This is a genomic window from Methanomassiliicoccus sp. (genome assembly GCA_033485155.1).
Lineage (GTDB): Archaea > Thermoplasmatota > Thermoplasmata > Methanomassiliicoccales > Methanomassiliicoccaceae > UBA6.
Map to the genome: position 1 here is coordinate 60,242 of JAWQJJ010000010.1, position 15,901 is coordinate 76,142.

The window sequence follows — 15,901 nt, forward strand, 5'->3', positions numbered from 1 at the left end:
CGACGATGAGCAAGATCCCCAACAGCCTGGGAAGGATGCTCGATCGTTAGACCAGATAGCCGAGAGGAAGCAACCAGGCGCCATAGAATATCTGGGCGATCATGAACCCGTTGGTGTACATATTGATATATAGGAGGGCCTGGGCCTGCAGCTGATCGACCGGGAACACTGCCAGGTAATCGGCGCCTCCCAACAGTTGCAGGGCTGCGAACAGGTTTAGCATGTTGATTCACTCGACCACGATCCCGCCCAGGTTCAACAACAGGAAAAGTAAAGCAAGGTTCCTGTGGATCGGCCTTAATAGCACGAACAGGGCCCAAGCCACCAGGACGAAGAACTAGGCCGAAAAGAGTTCGGTCACCAAACCTATGCGAAGCAGAAGTCCATCAGTCGCGACACTATGGGCCGTGGTGGCAGCATCGCCGAACACAATTACGTAAGAGCGAAGATAATCTGCCAGGACGGTGGTCAAGACCATGTGAAATCGTTACCTGAGATCGAGACAAAGATGCTGAATGGAGTGGCCATATGCAATCACGACCTACTGTTTTACCATAATGAGCCCCAAAAGACTATTTCTTGACACACTTGTGTCCTTGAGGACATGGCGACAATTAAGGATGGCAGAGGGCAGGCGCTTCTGCTTATCGCCATCGTGTTCTTGACAACCATGGATGGGATGGATGCTTCGATAGTGAACATCGCGCTGCCCAGTATCGCGTCCTCGTTCTTTATCGACATAAGCACTGCTGCATGGGTATCCTTGACCTATTTCATGATGATGGCAGGGCTGCTTCTGGTATTCGGCCGTCTGGCAGACCGTGGCATTATGAAGAGGGCACTTTTAGCCGGATTATTCATCTTTACCCTTTTCTCCCTGGTATGTGGTGTGGCGACCACATTCGAGATGCTGATCATAGGTAGGATCTTTCAGGGGATAGGCGCGGCCGTCATGGGCGCCTGTGCGCCCCTCTTGTGTGTCAGATACCTTCCTGGGAATAAGCTTGGGCTTGGTATGGGCGCTATTGCTATAGGTGCATCCATCGGATATGCTTCGGGGCCCACCCTTGGTGGATTCTTAACCCAATATCTCTCCTGGCATTGGATATTCATCATCAATGTGCCGATCGGTGTAGCTAGCATTTTGTTCCTGACTCGAGCCATACCTAAGGATGAGAGCTATGCCCGATCATATTTCGATTGGCCAGGATCTGGTTTATCCATAATGGGCATCATCACGGGCGTGTTCGCGATAGAACGTTCCTCGCAAATGGGGTTTGAGGACGCTCAGATTGTTGCTGCGATCCTCATTTGTGCCCTCTCAACCGGCTTGTTCATAATATGGGAGAAAAGATGCAAGGATCCTCTCCTGAACCCGAGGATCTTTCACTCTTGGACATTCAATTCAGTGTTGGTGGCCTATCTGACAATCAACCTTGTTGGGACCGGAATATGGTATCTGACACCGTTCTACCTCTCACTGGTCATGGGGTTCGATTCTGCCTTAAGCGGGATATTCATGCTGATACCGCCGGCCGTGACTCTGATGATCAGTGTGCCGATCGGTAGATGGTCCGACCGCTATGGGCGAAGATTATTCAGTGTCATTTCATGCATGGCAATGACCCTCTCCAGCGGCATTCTGTTCATCATCGATCCGGCGATGGGGACGATTCCCTTGACTATGGCCCTTATCATGATGGGAGTCCTCTGGGGAACCTGCGGTACAGCTGCGAGCCGCATAGTGGAGAAGATAGAAACTAAGGAGGAAGGGACCGGAGCCGCACTCATAGCTGTTGCGACGTACCTCGGTGCCTCTGTGGGCGCGTCATTCTATGCTGCATTCTTCTCGATCTTCAGCGGTGCCGGTAACACGCCATTCACTGATCTAGATATATCTGTGTTCCTGAGAGGCTACCACGGCGTAATGCTGTTGGGTGTGGCTTTTGCATTATCGGCCGTCGTGCTGTCCGCCAAGGTAAAAGATGGCAGGCACCGTCCCGAACTGGTAAAAACGGTCGATCGGCCGATAGGCGATGGAAGCTAGAGCTGACTGAGGAATAGTGACCGAGTCAATATCCTCATTATTACATGGATGGCGTAGTGATATAAGGAGATGGGACAACATCCTAATATCGAGCTTACTTCCCGCGAATGTCGTGTCAATATCTTACGAACATTATTGAAACGGTGAACTGTCTCCACACTGGAATGGCGCTCAAGGACGCTTACTCTTGTTGCCCATAGATACTCGAATAGGTCGAGGAACAACCTATTCTCTGAACACGTTCGGCGGTACGATGATCTCGAATCGGGCACCCTGGCCCAGCTCACCGACCTCCTGAATTTGGGCCCCGGTCAAGCCAAAAATCTCTCGAGCGAGGAACAGTCCCAGCCCGGTGTTCTTGCCATAGCCGAGCTGGAATACTCTCTCCTTCTCCTCCGCCGCAATGCCGACGCCGTCGTCTTGGCATATGATCTTCAGGTCCGTGCCATCTCTTTCAACCCACAGGCGGATCTCGGTCACCTCTCCCCCGTGTCGTATCGCGTTGTCCAGGAGGCTGTAGAAAACTTTGACGATCAGGGGATCGGCCAGAACCTGTTCTGAGGGCGGGATGTCGTTGACCAGACGTACCGCGCCCAAATTTATGCCACCAGCTGCTTTCTGTACCACTTCCCTTATGGTCTGCCACTCCGGATCCGTGTTCCCCAGATTCTCATATGTTTTGGTGAAGGCGATGATGTCACCCATTCTTTCAGCGTTGGCGGAAATATTCTTCACGCGCGAGTTGCCCGCCAACTCGGGGTGCTCTCTCTCCAAGAGGGCCAGGTTCCCATTGATGATGGTCAACAGATTGTTCAGATCATGGCGGGTGATGCTCGACAGCAGGTTCAGCTTCCGGTTGGCCAGCTTCAGCGCGTTGGTCCTCCGTTTTTTGTCCGTTATATCCCTGACCACGGACGTGGTGATGACGCTGTCTCCGGTCATCAGAGTATGGGCGTTGATCTCCACTGGGACCATGAGGCCATCCTTTCGGCGGAGCTCGGTCTCGAACCTAGCTCGGCCATGGATCCTCAGGCTCTCCAGGATCTGGTCCAGTGGAGGATCGTGGTACGACGCGGCAATGTCCAGGGGCCCCATCCCCAAAACCTCGTCTCGCGAGTAACCAAGCATGCGGCAGGCAGAATCATTGATATCTATAAACCGGCCAGGCTCCCCCCGCTCATTGGCTTCATGAATGTGGATGCCATCATCGGCATTGGTGAAGACCTCACGGTACTTCGCTTCGCTCTCCCTGAGCCTATCCTCTGCTTCCTTCCGCTCGGTGACGTCCCTGCCGATGGCGATCAACACCCTTCTGCCCTTCTGATCGTAGGCGTTCGAGGTTATCTCTACTGGGAACACGGTCCCGTCCCTGCGACGGTGATATCTTACGGGGATCACTTCCTGAGCCGCCGTTACCACCGAAGGGGCCTTTTCCGGCTCCGCCGACAGGTCGGTATTCTGCATCCTAACGAGTTCATCGTGGCTGAAGCCATAGGTTCTGACGGCGGCCGGGTTCACGTCCAGTATGCCCCCGGTCTCCGCGTCCATCTGAAATATGGGGTCCGGTATGGCCTCGAAGAGGGCGCGATATCTGTCATCGCTTTCCTTCAGGTCTCTCTCCAACCGCAACCGTTCGTTCAGGTTCAGTATCGAACCCGTGATGAAGCCCAGATCCCGACCCTTATCGTCCTCGACCCGGGACAGGCACATCTCTCCCATTATGCTGCTGCCATCTCTCCGAGCGAACTCCGCCTGGGAATACCAGTGACCGGTTCGAGCGATCGATTCATAGGCTTCCGTCCTCTTCTCATCGGACAGGATCAGGAAGTCCCTGACCTTGTGCCCAACCAACTCTTCCTTTGAGCTCACCTTTACCAGGTCCATGAATGTCTGGTTGGCATAGGCCAATATCGCTTCATCGTCTATGATGAAGTTGGCGTTCAGCGAGGAGTCCATCGCGTGCTTGAAGAGAAGGCTCGATTCCTTCACCTTCTTGTGGGCGTTGATGACCTCGGCATAGAGTATGATGCCCCCTACGACATCTTCTGCATCATACCAAGGGCGGCATTCCCATCTCGTCCAGGTGATGGAGCCGTCGCTCCTTTGATACGGATCGTCCTCCGCGCTCAGCACCTCGCCGGCCAAGGCACGCTGGTGGACGTCCCTGAACCTTTGCGGAAGATCCGGGAAGACCTCATAGTGGTGCCGTCCGATAACATCCTCGCTCGATACGTTATACTCCTCGAAGAAGCGTTTGCTGGCATAGAGGTATCTCAAGTCCCTATCCAGAACGGCTATGCCGCTACGGCTATGCTCAACGATGTTCTTCATCAGATCATTGGACCATAGCAACCGTAGCTCCGCCTTCTTGCGATCGGTTATGTCCTGGTCCGAGCCGATCACGATAAGAGGCTTTCCCTCCTCATCGAACCTGGCTATCTCTCCGAATACATTCAGCACGCGGACCGATCCGGCTGTCGTGACTATCCGGAAGTCGAAATTAATGGGCGAATTGCCTAACATTATTTTGTCGATCTCCCGTTTGACCAGCTCGCGATCGTCAGGGTGAATATATCTGTAAAAAGCATCCATGGTCGGGGTGAATCGCTGCCTGTCCTCGCCGAAGATACGGTACATTTCATCGGACCATGACAGCTCCCCGGTCCTGAAATTCCACTCCCAGCTCCCGATGTGCGCGATCCGCTGGGCATCTGCCAGGTTCTTCTCGCTCCTCTTGAGCCGCTCAACCGATTCTTTTTTCTCGGTGATGTCTCGCACCGCCACGACCGCCCCTACTATCGCTCCCACCTCGTCGCGTATTGGGCCAAAGCTGTAACTTCCCCACCAGCTCTCCCCAGTGTCCTTCCTTTGCAGCCTATACTCGACGCCGGTGGCGGTCTCCCCCCGCAACGCCCGAGGGACCGACCTCTGGTCTGCAACGACAGGAGTGCCGTCCGGTAAGAAGACTTCATTGCGATCCAGGCACTGTGACAACCTCTTGAACGCCTCTTTCTTGTCCTTCAATCGATGAAACCGGACGAAAGCTTCATTGACCTCGACGATCCCGCCCTGGGGATCTGCTATGAGGACCGCATCGGTCATGCTGTGGAGGGCGGCGTTGAGCTTGGCATTGGATGTCAAAGCGCTCTCTTCGGCCCTGCGCCTCCTCACCGCCTCTTTGATCTTGTACTCAAGCTCAACGAACTGAGCGGTCGGCTCCCCTCCCTTCTGCAGGTAGAAGTCAGCCCCTTCGTTCAAGGCCTCGATAACGACCTGTTCGCGCCCTTTGCCAGTGAACAGGATGAACGGCATCTTGTTATTGCGGCGGCGCAGCAACTTAAGGAAGTCGATGCCGTTCATCACCGGCATCTGATAATCTGAGATAACAGCATCGTATGATGTCGAGGCCATCATCATCTCGGCCCCCTCGGCCGAGTTTATAGTGTCGACCGATAGGTCACCCGACATCTCTAGAAACGCCTTTCCGATCTCGAGCAACGCCTCTTCATCATCAACATATAGAACCCGAATCATCCTGGCTCAAATGATTTTTCATCGTTCTTGCCTACTTATATTTGCTCTTGAGAAATATCTTCAACGATAATGATTCAAAACAAGACTTATTATAGCAAATGAAAAAAGAGAAGTGGTGCGGCCCAGGGGCCGCACCAGTGGAGGATCCTACTGCACGTCCTTGGGTCCCTCCTTCTTATCGAGCTTCTCCCGCTTGCCCACGCGCTGCAGGCGGCCTGGAGCCCACCACGCCTTCTCTCCCATGAGGGACATGGCCGCCGGGACGATGTACGTCCTGACGATCATGGCATCGCAGAGAACGGCGAAGGCAAGGGCGAACCCGAACTCCTGGAGCATGGTGTTGGTAGAGAGCATCAACGAGCCGAAGGCGCCAGCCATGATCAGCGCTAGGGCGGTGATTATGCCGCCGGTGGCTTCCACGGCGTCTATGACTGCGTCATTGGTGCCCTTCCCTTTGTGGGCTTCCTCCCGTATGCGGGTGAGAATGAACACGTTGTAGTCCATCCCTATCCCCATGAGCATGACGAACAGGATCAAGGGCACTAGGAACAGCAGCGGAACGTCCATCCACACCCCGAACACGAAGTAGGTCGCAGCGAAGGACCAGGCAATGCTCAAGGCGATGGAGACCACCGCGAACGCCGGCAGCAGTACGGATCCAAGGACCAGCATCAGGACGATGAAGATCCCGATGACCACCAGGGTCTCGATGAAGGTGAACTGGTGGTTCATATCCACGCTGAGATCATGGATGACGGCGCTCTGTCCTCCCACCAATATCTGCGTTCCGGACAGTATCGATTCGTTCCCTACCGCATTGTTCAGCTCGTCCCTCAGGGTCGGCATCAGGTTGACCGAGGCAGTGCTCATCGGCTCATCGGTCAGCGTCACGGTGATGAGTACGGTCTGATTGTTGGTGCCCACCATCGACAGTATTTTTTGCTGTATCTCTGCCGATAGGCCGGAGAAATTGTGGTAGTCGACCAGCTCCCCGTACGGCCGGGTCGGGCTGGTGATTGACTGCACTTCATGATTCGCTGCTATGGTCGCGGTTATGTTCTCTACCGCGTCCATATACTGCATGTTCAATCCGGTCCCATTGTAGATGGTGACGTCCGAAGAGTCCATGACCACATAGGTGGGCATGATGAGGCCTGCACCGAAGTCCTGAGACAGTGCGTGCAGACCATCCGTACTCTCGCTCGAGCCTATGCTGCCGATGAAATCGAAGCTGGTCTCGGCGGTCGCGTATATGTAGGCTGCCGGTAACGACGCAAGGATCGCCACGATGACGATGATCTTGGAATACTTCACGGCATTCGATGCGGCCCGGTGGAAGTAGCCACGATTGCCTGCCGCCTTCTTCTGGTTGTACTTTTCGCAGTACCTCTTCCATCTCTGGCCGTTGTTCGGCCAGAAGATGCGGTTGCCGAAGACCATGATCAGGGACGGCACCAGGGTCAGCGCGACCAACAGCGCAACGACGATGGCCAGGCCTAGGATGAGCCCCATCGTCTGGACCATGGAATACGAAGCGGTCGACATTGCCAGGAAGGCGATGATGACCGTGGCCCCGCTAGTAAGAATGGACTCCCCTGCCCAGGTGACCGCAGTATGTACCGCCTGCTCCCTGGTCGCCCCCTTGATCCGCTCTTCCTTGTAACGGGTCATGAGGAATATGGAGTAGTCGGTGCCCACACCAAGCAGGACGGTCACCAGCAGAGTTGTCACGAAGTACATCACGTTGGCGACGTAAGTGCCTATGAAGAACACCAGTGCCTCACTGATGCCTATCGCGATCGCCACCGCCCCCAGGGGGATCCACTGGGCTAGAACGGAGCGGAACATGATGCCCATGAGCACGATGATGATGATGATGGTCAGGGGCTCGATGATCGCCAGGTCCCTCTCAGAGCTGGATTTCATATCCGAAGAGATGGCCGCATCACCAGTGACATAGGTGGTGATCGAGGAATGTTGTGCAGAATTGAGGTCGGAGACGATGTTTCTTATGACCTTCACATCGTCCAGTAGCGGCTTGTCCCCATCATCCGTAACGTAGTTCGCATCAACGGTGAACCCGACCATGACCAGCATGGTGTGGTTATTGGAGGCCACAAAGCTGGATAGGTAGGTCGCCGGGATCTGCACCGGGTACGAGGACAGCGTGCCGTTGGTCATGACGGAATGGGCGTACTCGTTCACCTTGGCCGCATCATAGGTCGGCCCTAGATTGTAGATGTCCTGGAGGAAGGTCATGTTGGTGATGCCGGCCTTCTGGCTTACCAGATTCAATGTGAACGAGTGGACCGCCGACTTAACCACCTCCGGGTTCGAGAACATCTGGAGGTTGAAGCTGCTCAGGGTCGCGTTCATTACCGGCTGATACTCGGAAGGGAGCTGGGATATGAATGTGGGCGCCACCATGCTGATAGAATAGTTAGCGCGGGCCATCGGATCTGACGACAGGGTCGGGGAGGCCGCGGTGGCATTCCACACGCCAGTGAAGGCATGATAGTATCCGTTGGCCATGGTCTTGTTGGAGGCATCGGCCGTCGCCAGAGCTTGCTCTAGGTATTGGCCGGTCGCCGCGTATGCGGCGCCGTCGACCTGGGCCGTCGTATAGCTCGGGTAGGTCGAATGGATGTATGCCCAGTTCTGCTCATAGATGTAAGGTATTCCGTAGAGCAGGAATGCACTGGTATTCACCTGGGTCTCGGCCGAGTACAGGTTCGGACCCAGTTGTTGGACATATCCGGCAATGACCAGGTCAGAGACCGAGTAGATCGAAGATATGTTGCCAAAATATGTGATGTCCTTGGACGACTCGATCCGTTCCTGGAGAGCAAGTACGTAATCTCTTATCTCCGCATCGGTCACATTATCCGACTGCAACACGATGAATGCCGTACCATTGGCTACGGCCGTCTGGAAATTTTCATCTATTATGTCTTGAGCCTTCAAGGACTCGTAGCTGGAAGATGCCCCGTCTGTGATCTGGTAGCTCACGACGCTGTTCAATTGCATCATGGCTGGAATGGAGATCAACAGGACAGCTATCCAGAAGACCACGATGGCCTTGGGATGTTTGACGATCATGTTAGCCAATCTGTCCAACATACTGACACCTGAAACTTAGAGAGGGGTCACCGACGAAGATGTATAAAAATCTGTTTGAGTAAGCTCAAATTTAGAGTTCACTCAATATTTGATTATACTCAAATATGACTAACAACATCCACGGTCGTCTATTCATCGACAAGAACGATTGCAACTATTATCACTCTCGGGTGGATACTGGAGAGCAGTTGACCATGGGCAGAAAGATCGAGTCAATAATCACCAAAGTTCGCGAGGATAAGGGCAGAGGCCGTCTGGTCGGTCTCAACGAGCAGCGCAGGAACGAGACCACGGATAGGATCATCTGTGTATCGAAGGAGCTTTTCGCAAGAAACGGCTATGCCAAGACAACGACCCGCCAGATCGCCGAGGCCGCGGGGATATTGAACGGTAGCCTATTCCATCTATTTCCAACGAAGGAGGATATCCTCAAAGGTGTGATGGTCAGCATCTATAATGATGCATTGGAGGAAGCGGAACAGTATCTCAAGGGCAACAAGGACATCATCATCACGGTGGGTTACCCTGCGGCTCTGGAGCTGTATGCTGCCTACAAGGACCATCGCGCTTCAGAACTGCTGTTCGAGGCCCATTCGTCATGGAAGGTGATGAACGGCCTTGTCGATCGCTCGATCGACTGGATGGAGAGCCGGCTGAACGGCTTCGCGTCCGATGAGGAGAAGGAAAGGTACAGGCTCGACTACATTATCATCTGGGGCTGTCTGTGCGCCCTGATCTCCGAGTGCTACCACGGCCAGCCCAGGGGTTTCGATCCAGCACTGCGGTCCATCCTCAAAGTCATCTGCTCCCTCAATGACATATCGGTCGAGGACGCCGATTCAGTCGACGCCGAGCTGATCGAGATACTCCGCAACGGGAAGACCGTGATAAGCAAGTTCGATTTCAAGTAGGGCGGAAAGGCTCCCGGGTCGGAGATGGCTCCTGGGCCAGGGGGCTCATCCCCCGAGCCGCTGTTGGTAAGCTTCTCGCGTCGATTACTATGATCTCCGGGTTGGCGCGAAGAGCAAGAAAGGGCGCCTCATTGATGGGCGCGGAACGCTTCTGACCCCACTTACTTCGTTCCGCCGTAGACCGCGAAGTTGTAGTACTTCCAGACGACGTCCAAGTCGCGGAAACCGACATCGCCCATCCATCTCAGGTGATCGACAAGCTTTGCCGGACTGTCCTCCTGGCGGTAACGGGTGATATGCGCATGGTCGACCTCCTCGTGGGAGAAGCTCCGGTACATGAATTCCTTCCACTTCGCCATGTACACTTCCTGCAGGTCATCGTTCGAGGCGAGAACGAGGTCCGCGTTGTAGAAGCAGCCCCCCGACCGGAGGGCATCGAAGACCTTGCGGTAGATGGCTTTCTTCTCCTCGTCGGAACCGATGTGATGAAGGGCCAGTGAGGACACTACCGCATCATATGGGCCGTCGAGCTGGAAATCATGGATGTCGGCGACCACGTACCCGACGTTATCATGGCCGCTCAAACGCTGCCTGGCAATGTCCAGCATCTCCTTGGTCATGTCTAGGCAGGTCAGTTCCGCCTCCGGTCGCGATCTCAGCACCGCGGCCGATAGAGCCCCCGTCCCGCAGCCGATGTCCAGCACCCTGGGCATCCGGTTCCATCGGGGCATTACACTCGAGATGAGGGCGTCGAGCATCTCGCTGTAGCGGGGAATGATCCTCGTAATGCGTCCGTCATAACTGGTCGATCCCTCAGCGAACCTGGCCCTGATGTCCTCCATCTTTCGTTCCTTGTCCACGGGCAGCACCCTCACTTCGTCCACGCGTCCCTCATCGGCCACCAAGCTCGGACGCCGAACAGTATTATTCTACCTTGGCCATCATTATCTCATTAGATATTAGTATTTTAAACGCCTTTTCCGGTCAGCAGGGTCGTCGGGGCGCGGAGGGATGGGAACGATCAGAAAGCATGAGGTTAGGATTCTGGTAGCGATAGGAATGGGACTCTTCGCCGTGCTCGCTGCCGCTATAGTGTATGGAGCGCCGAACGCCACGTCCAGCACGACCTCCCGCACCCATGACGCTATGGCTTTGGACGGGGTGACCGTGACGATCACCGGACAGCCCGAGCGGACCGCCACGGGCTATGCCGTGCCGATCGACGTCACCAATCATCGGGAGGAGGCCATCAGCATCAAGGACATGAACATCGTGGTGACCCTCACCGACATCTCCACCATCAACGCCACCTGCCACGGCCCTGACTTCGTGGTCCCGGGCGGGACCGAGAGTTTTCTCATCATCATCGACGATCCCGGTCACATCGAAATTTTTGTCATCGATCTGATCCAAGGCGACACCTACCTGCGGGCGGTCATGCCCATACCGGGCCCCTACCTCGAGCTACCGGACGTTCCCCAGGTCACCGTTCCCGATGATGCCGCCACGCCGACCCCGTCCCCGAACGGCACCTCGGCCCCCGATACACAGGCGGTGGGCAAGGAGGAGCCCGTGGTCTTCACCGCCCTCAGTGATCAGTTCCCCCTGCGGCCATCCTACTACGGACGGAACCCGCCTTCATTCGGCGAGCCGGCGACCGGCCAGTTGATCACCCAGGTGACGAAGGGGGGTGGCGCCACCGACATCGGCGTATACCTCTATCTGCCCGACCTCTCCTCTGACGTGGTGAAGGTCAACGCGTCGTTCGCCGGCGGTTCACCGGTCTCGGTGCAGCTGGTGAGCGATGGGGCTTCCGGCTGTTACGGCCTGCTGAACGACGGCTCGTCACCGGCGGGCAGCAACTGGACCTGGCACTACGGCGGCAGCGGGTCCCCGTATCACAACATCACCCTGACGATCTCTACCTTTGCCCTGGGCACCCACGAGCTGCACACCTATGCCCTGGACGCCGGGTCGGGAGTCCACATCTCCGAGGTGGCCGCCAGCTCCTACTCTGTCTACGGCTCCGGGGGAGCGTCCAGCACCCTCTGGATGTTCGACACCGAGATGGTGAGCGATATGACTGATCCCTTTGTTCCAGGAACGGTGTACAACCTCACCTTCAAGGACGCCTGCCGTTACGACGAGTACCGTGGCGAGGTTCGCTCGGTCTTCAAGTGCCCCGATGCGATCAGCGTATGGTCGGTCGGTGGGGATGGTAACGGGACGTTGCTCATCCCCAACAGCCTCGGGGAATATATCGTCCCCTGGACCTACAACGGGACCGCCCATGAGGTCCACCTGCGGGTGCAGATGGGCGCGCCGGGAGGGAACTACCCGCTGGCGACCGGACAGTACTGGCTCGAGGACGCATCCACGGGAATGGTCCTATCACCGGTCGACGGTTCAGGGGCGATCGGGACGGTGTTCGCCGTTCGGGGGCCGCAGGTCTAGGCAAAGCTCCTATCGTCCGGCCGGAGCCTTGACCGCGTTGATGAAGGCCACGGTATCGAGAGTCATCGGCCTTATCTCGGTGCACAGTTTTCTGGCCCGATCGAAGAACTCGTCGAACTCCCCGCTCTCCCTCCACGCCTTCATGCTCTCCAGGTCCTGCCACGGCCCGATGGTCACGAAGCGCTGCGGGAAGGCCCGCTCCCTCAGTAAGTGGACCCCCATCGCCCCCTGCCGGTTCCTGCTCGTCCACTCCGCGAACGACCTCCAGGCCTCCACGAACTCGTCTTCCATGCCCTTCTTGACGTCCCATATGGCCATCGAGAATAGGCTGCCTCCGGTGGTCATCTTCGATCCCTCGCGATGTCCTTGGCAATCGGGACTATTTTAGACGTCGCCGATCCCTTGGCCCGACTTAGGGCACCTTCTTGATCAGGGGGCGCTCACTCTTTCTTACGCTCCTGATCCAGCCTTTCCTCCCAGTCGGCTGGGCGCTCCCGGAAGCCCCGCGATCGCCAGAAGGCAATGTTGTTGGGGTTTCTTTGGTTCGAGCGGTCGTTGCGGTACTGCATGTACTTGTGGGTGCTCATCGGCTTTCCGCCCTCATCGGTCACCCTGAGATCATCGCACCGCTTGACATCGGCCTTTATCTGAGAGGCGGGGGATCCCTGCATCAGCTTGCTGCTCCGCGCCAGGAGCTGTAGCACGTGGCATCCGAAGCCGAAGGACTCGCACTTGGCGACCAAGAACGCCGACAGGGAGTTGGCCTCCCCCACCACTTCGGCCCTCCTCTCGTGATCATGGATGTAGTCGAGTACAATGGTGATGTCTTTGTCCCCGGTGACCAAGATCATGATGTCCGGACAGTCCTGATCGTGCAGCCGATCGACCAGGGCGCAGTGCATAGACGGGTCCGTCAAGCTCTTGCCGAAGGAGAACGCTCCGGTCCTGGAGTCCACTCGCTTGAACGACTTGCTCTCCTGAAAGTAGAAGCCATTGAGCTCGTAGTCCTCACGGGTCTTCTGCGACCTCCATAGGGTCGCCTCGTCCAGGAAGACCTTGGCCTCGGTCACCTCGCCAAGGGTTTGAGCATGCTCCATGAGCAGGCTGCCCACCCGCTCTAGCAGGTCGTGGTCGCCCGAGGTGTACAGCCCCCGCTCCATATTGGGCCCGTCCACGTAGATGCCCACCGTGGTCATCGGGCCCCACCTTCTCGCAGTGCGCTCAGGACGCGATCGTCAAGATCCTCCTCCCTCACTGAGACGTCTAAAAGGGCCAGCAACGCCCGGGGGATGGTGAATGTGACCTTTTGCATCCCCTCCAGCTGTCCTACCAGCTGTTCGGCCAGGGCGTAGCTGTACCTGGCCAACGACTCATAGTAATCGAGGACGGTGATCTTGGCCACGATCTCCCTGGCCAGGTCCTCGGTCAATTCCTCTCGCTCCGCCCGCCCTATCAGCGCATGGACCTCATTGTCGAGCTGGTCGATATCCGGTCGGGGGAAGTGCTGGGGATCACGATACAGGTCGCGGGACAGGGCCATCAGCTTGTCGGCAAAAACCAGGCCCACGGCGTGCGCGGCGGCCTCGGTAACCATCACGTCGTCGAGGACGAACCGATCGGTATCTCGGTCGAGGCGCAGATCGAAGCCCAGCACGGAGTAGTTCCGTTCCCCGCATTCGGGGTCCTGGACATTGATCGGGAACCGGACCTCCGATCTGATGCCGGTCAGCTGCATGAGCCTGGAGCGGAAGGCGGAAAGGCCCTCCGCGCTCATGGGCCGGGGAACGCTGGCCACCATCCCGCTGGCGGTGGGATCCTCCACCATCATCGATTCGATGCTCAGCGCCTCCTGCAATACGACCTCGTCCCCGGCGGTGGCACCGTGGACCACCACCTGGCAGCCCTTGATGCGCGGGTCCCTCCTTTCGCTCACCAGGAACTCTACCAGATCGTAGTAGTCGGGATTCTCCGTACGAGCCAGGCCGAAGGACCGAGAGGTGTGGTACAGGCCAATGGTCAAGCTCCTTCGCGACGGGGCGATCTCGAGGTGGAACACCCCCTGCTCAGGGGACACCACCTCCCAGTAGTCCTCGATGACCTCTGGAGGGTGGGAGAACTCGCTCCTTCCGTGGATGTTATTGAGGCGGAACAGGTTCTTCAGGAAGTATCGGGAGTACTTCTTGAGGTCCTCTGGGACACTATCCTTGTCCATGCGCAGGCGCAGCACCGGAGGGGGCACTGTCCCTTCCTCCCCGCCCCCCAGTTCATCGGCTTCGACCTCCTCCGCAGCGGTGCGTTTCCTGGTCCAGTCGTTCAGAGAGAGCCTCAGCAGGCCAGCTTTATCCTCGCCCATCGACCCCTCCATGCTGTCGAGCGTCTCTCTCACCAGCGGAGCGAGGAGACGGCGCATGAGGTCGTCCCGGCTCTCTCCGGTCCTGGCCATCACCTCCAGCATCCGGCACAGGGTAGAGGTGCGCAGCTGTACGGCTCGCGAGGTCATCTGGGTAAAGCTCCTCCGGAAAACGGCCTCGCCGTCGAACTCCAGAGTCCGAAGGAGGAGGGAGGTGTCCTCATCTCTGCCCTCCAAGCGGCTCTCCTCGATGAGGTCCATCACTCTCTTGCGCGGCAGCAGATGTATCAGGTCCCCGCACCGCACCGGGAGGAGGTTCTGCATGGCGGCAAGGATCTCGGCATCGGCGGCCTGCTGGATGGGCACCTCGCGGGATGACATGCCCCATGTAACGGGTTAGGCCCATATGCCCTTTTCGTGCCTACAGGTCCACGGTCACGCAGTCCCGGTCCACCGTGACTGGGTAGGAACGTAGATCTAGAGCCCTCCCCTCCACGCCCACCGGTCCGCTGACCACCTTGCCGTCGCGTACATCATACCGCGCGGCGTGGCGGGGGCACTCCACGATGAACCCGTCCAAGTGTCCTCGGGAGAGGTCGGCAAGGCCATGGGAGCATATCCCGTCCATGGCGTGGAAGGTCCCCTCGACGTTGACCACCAGCACCGTGCGGCCTAGGACGTCCACGTTGATCATCTGTCCAGGTCGGAGGTCGGTGGTCAGGCATACCTTCATCTTCACGGCGTCACCGGTGCCATATCTCATCGGAGGATACTTCAATACGACGCTCCCCGGCACGCTACAACTCCATCTCAAGGTCCTTATTGGCGGTCATGGGCAAAGCTCGACCTTGGTCGGGAAAGTCCTCGGAAGCCGCGTCGTGAGGGCGCATTCCGGGCCTTCGGGCACGAGAAGCCTTTCCGACCTATCGATGTGGGGTCGACTGGTCGATCCTGGTCCAGACCACCAGTCATCGATCGGCCCTCAGCCATAGGCCATGCGTGCGACGTCCGACCAGATCGAATCCGAATATCAAAGCTCAGCGCTTCTTCTGACGCCACACGATGGCCAGGATGCCGCCGATGATGCCCAGCACCGACCCGATGACGTAGCCTCCTCCCAGGAACAGTGCCAGGAAGGAGAGGAAGGCGATGGTGGACCCCTCGGCCACGTTGTACTGCGGTCGCGCCACTAGGGTGGCTGCGGCCGAACCGATGATGATGGCCACTAAGATCATGATCGCACCCAGGACCACATTGGCCAGCCCGGTCCAACCTCCGTACTCTATCGTCGACCAGATGGATAGGACGAAGATGAACATGAGTCCCTGAACCAGGATGAGCAGCGCCCCGATGGCCGATAGCCAGAACGCAGCCTTGGGATAATTGTCCCGGGCCAGCATCTCGTTGTCCAGCTCCCTCAGTTTGATTGATTCCGTCATGTCTCCTCCATTATTATCTGCTAGGATAATGAACGTCCACAGCCCC

At 57.1% G+C, this 15,901-nt stretch carries 12 protein-coding genes; 3 read left to right on the forward strand and 9 right to left on the reverse strand.

What is annotated here, in order from left to right; genetic code table 11:
* Window positions 1–46: 46 nt before the first annotated feature.
* The gene (locus tag SA339_12985; GenBank protein MDW5564126.1) at window positions 47–223 is read right to left on the reverse strand and encodes a DUF4386 family protein; all 177 of its coding nucleotides are present in this window, start codon (window positions 221–223) and stop codon (window positions 47–49) included.
* A gap of 381 nt (window positions 224–604) precedes the next feature.
* Between SA339_12985 and SA339_12990 the strand changes: the two genes are divergently transcribed.
* Complete coding sequence (locus tag SA339_12990; GenBank protein ID MDW5564127.1) at window positions 605–2,047, forward strand: MFS transporter; 1,443 nt, start codon at window positions 605–607, stop codon at window positions 2,045–2,047.
* Window positions 2,048–2,272: 225 nt separating this feature from the next.
* Here the strand turns inward: SA339_12990 and SA339_12995 are convergent, their stop codons facing one another.
* Together SA339_12995 and SA339_13000 are read right to left on the reverse strand one after the other, a co-directional pair.
* Window positions 2,273–5,581: a PAS domain S-box protein gene (locus SA339_12995; protein MDW5564128.1), complete on the reverse strand. Its 3,309-nt coding sequence runs from the start codon at window positions 5,579–5,581 to the stop codon at window positions 2,273–2,275.
* A gap of 147 nt (window positions 5,582–5,728) precedes the next feature.
* The gene (locus SA339_13000; GenBank protein MDW5564129.1) at window positions 5,729–8,701 is read right to left on the reverse strand and encodes an MMPL family transporter; all 2,973 of its coding nucleotides are present in this window, start codon (window positions 8,699–8,701) and stop codon (window positions 5,729–5,731) included.
* Between the two features lie 104 nt (window positions 8,702–8,805).
* Here SA339_13000 and SA339_13005 point away from each other — a divergent pair, with 104 nt between their 5' ends.
* On the forward strand, window positions 8,806–9,612 hold the full coding sequence (locus SA339_13005; protein MDW5564130.1) for a TetR/AcrR family transcriptional regulator: 807 nt from the start codon (window positions 8,806–8,808) through the stop codon (window positions 9,610–9,612).
* Window positions 9,613–9,773: 161 nt separating this feature from the next.
* On the opposite strand, the gene SA339_13010 is transcribed toward SA339_13005, so the two are convergent.
* Window positions 9,774–10,496 carry a methyltransferase domain-containing protein gene (locus tag SA339_13010; GenBank protein MDW5564131.1) on the reverse strand — a complete coding sequence of 241 codons (723 nt, stop codon included), beginning with the start codon at window positions 10,494–10,496 and terminating at the stop codon, window positions 9,774–9,776.
* A 127-nt stretch (window positions 10,497–10,623) separates the two neighbouring features.
* On the opposite strand from SA339_13010, the gene SA339_13015 reads away from it, so the two are divergent.
* Window positions 10,624–12,066: a hypothetical protein gene (locus SA339_13015; protein MDW5564132.1), complete on the forward strand. Its 1,443-nt coding sequence runs from the start codon at window positions 10,624–10,626 to the stop codon at window positions 12,064–12,066.
* Window positions 12,067–12,075: 9 nt separating this feature from the next.
* Here the strand turns inward: SA339_13015 and SA339_13020 are convergent, their stop codons facing one another.
* The 5 genes from SA339_13020 to SA339_13040 form a co-directional block, all read right to left on the reverse strand.
* Window positions 12,076–12,411 carry an antibiotic biosynthesis monooxygenase family protein gene (locus SA339_13020; GenBank protein MDW5564133.1) on the reverse strand — a complete coding sequence of 112 codons (336 nt, stop codon included), beginning with the start codon at window positions 12,409–12,411 and terminating at the stop codon, window positions 12,076–12,078.
* A gap of 95 nt (window positions 12,412–12,506) precedes the next feature.
* Window positions 12,507–13,262, reverse strand: coding sequence for an NYN domain-containing protein (locus SA339_13025; GenBank protein ID MDW5564134.1), 756 nt, complete (start codon window positions 13,260–13,262; stop codon window positions 12,507–12,509).
* On the reverse strand, window positions 13,259–14,797 hold the full coding sequence (locus SA339_13030) for a hypothetical protein (protein MDW5564135.1): 1,539 nt from the start codon (window positions 14,795–14,797) through the stop codon (window positions 13,259–13,261). The genes SA339_13025 and SA339_13030 overlap by 4 nt, the downstream gene beginning before the upstream one ends.
* Before the next feature lie 40 nt (window positions 14,798–14,837).
* Window positions 14,838–15,212: a Rieske 2Fe-2S domain-containing protein gene (locus SA339_13035; protein MDW5564136.1), complete on the reverse strand. Its 375-nt coding sequence runs from the start codon at window positions 15,210–15,212 to the stop codon at window positions 14,838–14,840.
* A 241-nt stretch (window positions 15,213–15,453) separates the two neighbouring features.
* Window positions 15,454–15,855 carry a hypothetical protein gene (locus tag SA339_13040; GenBank protein ID MDW5564137.1) on the reverse strand — a complete coding sequence of 134 codons (402 nt, stop codon included), beginning with the start codon at window positions 15,853–15,855 and terminating at the stop codon, window positions 15,454–15,456.
* Window positions 15,856–15,901 lie beyond the last annotated feature (46 nt).

Bases quoted from the DNA above. Each gene is read 5' to 3' on its own strand.
- SA339_12985 (MDW5564126.1), bottom strand. From the start codon at position 223: ATGCTAAACCTGTTCGCAGCCCTGCAACTGTTGGGAGGCGCCGATTAC.
- SA339_12990 (MDW5564127.1), top strand. From the start codon at position 605: ATGGCGACAATTAAGGATGGCAGAGGGCAGGCGCTTCTGCTTATCGCC.
- SA339_12995 (MDW5564128.1), bottom strand. From the start codon at position 5,581: ATGATTCGGGTTCTATATGTTGATGATGAAGAGGCGTTGCTCGAGATC.
- SA339_13000 (MDW5564129.1), bottom strand. From the start codon at position 8,701: ATGTTGGACAGATTGGCTAACATGATCGTCAAACATCCCAAGGCCATC.
- SA339_13005 (MDW5564130.1), top strand. From the start codon at position 8,806: ATGACTAACAACATCCACGGTCGTCTATTCATCGACAAGAACGATTGC.
- SA339_13015 (MDW5564132.1), top strand. From the start codon at position 10,624: ATGGGAACGATCAGAAAGCATGAGGTTAGGATTCTGGTAGCGATAGGA.
- SA339_13020 (MDW5564133.1), bottom strand. From the start codon at position 12,411: ATGACCACCGGAGGCAGCCTATTCTCGATGGCCATATGGGACGTCAAG.
- SA339_13025 (MDW5564134.1), bottom strand. From the start codon at position 13,262: ATGACCACGGTGGGCATCTACGTGGACGGGCCCAATATGGAGCGGGGG.
- SA339_13030 (MDW5564135.1), bottom strand. From the start codon at position 14,797: ATGTCATCCCGCGAGGTGCCCATCCAGCAGGCCGCCGATGCCGAGATC.
- SA339_13040 (MDW5564137.1), bottom strand. From the start codon at position 15,855: ATGACGGAATCAATCAAACTGAGGGAGCTGGACAACGAGATGCTGGCC.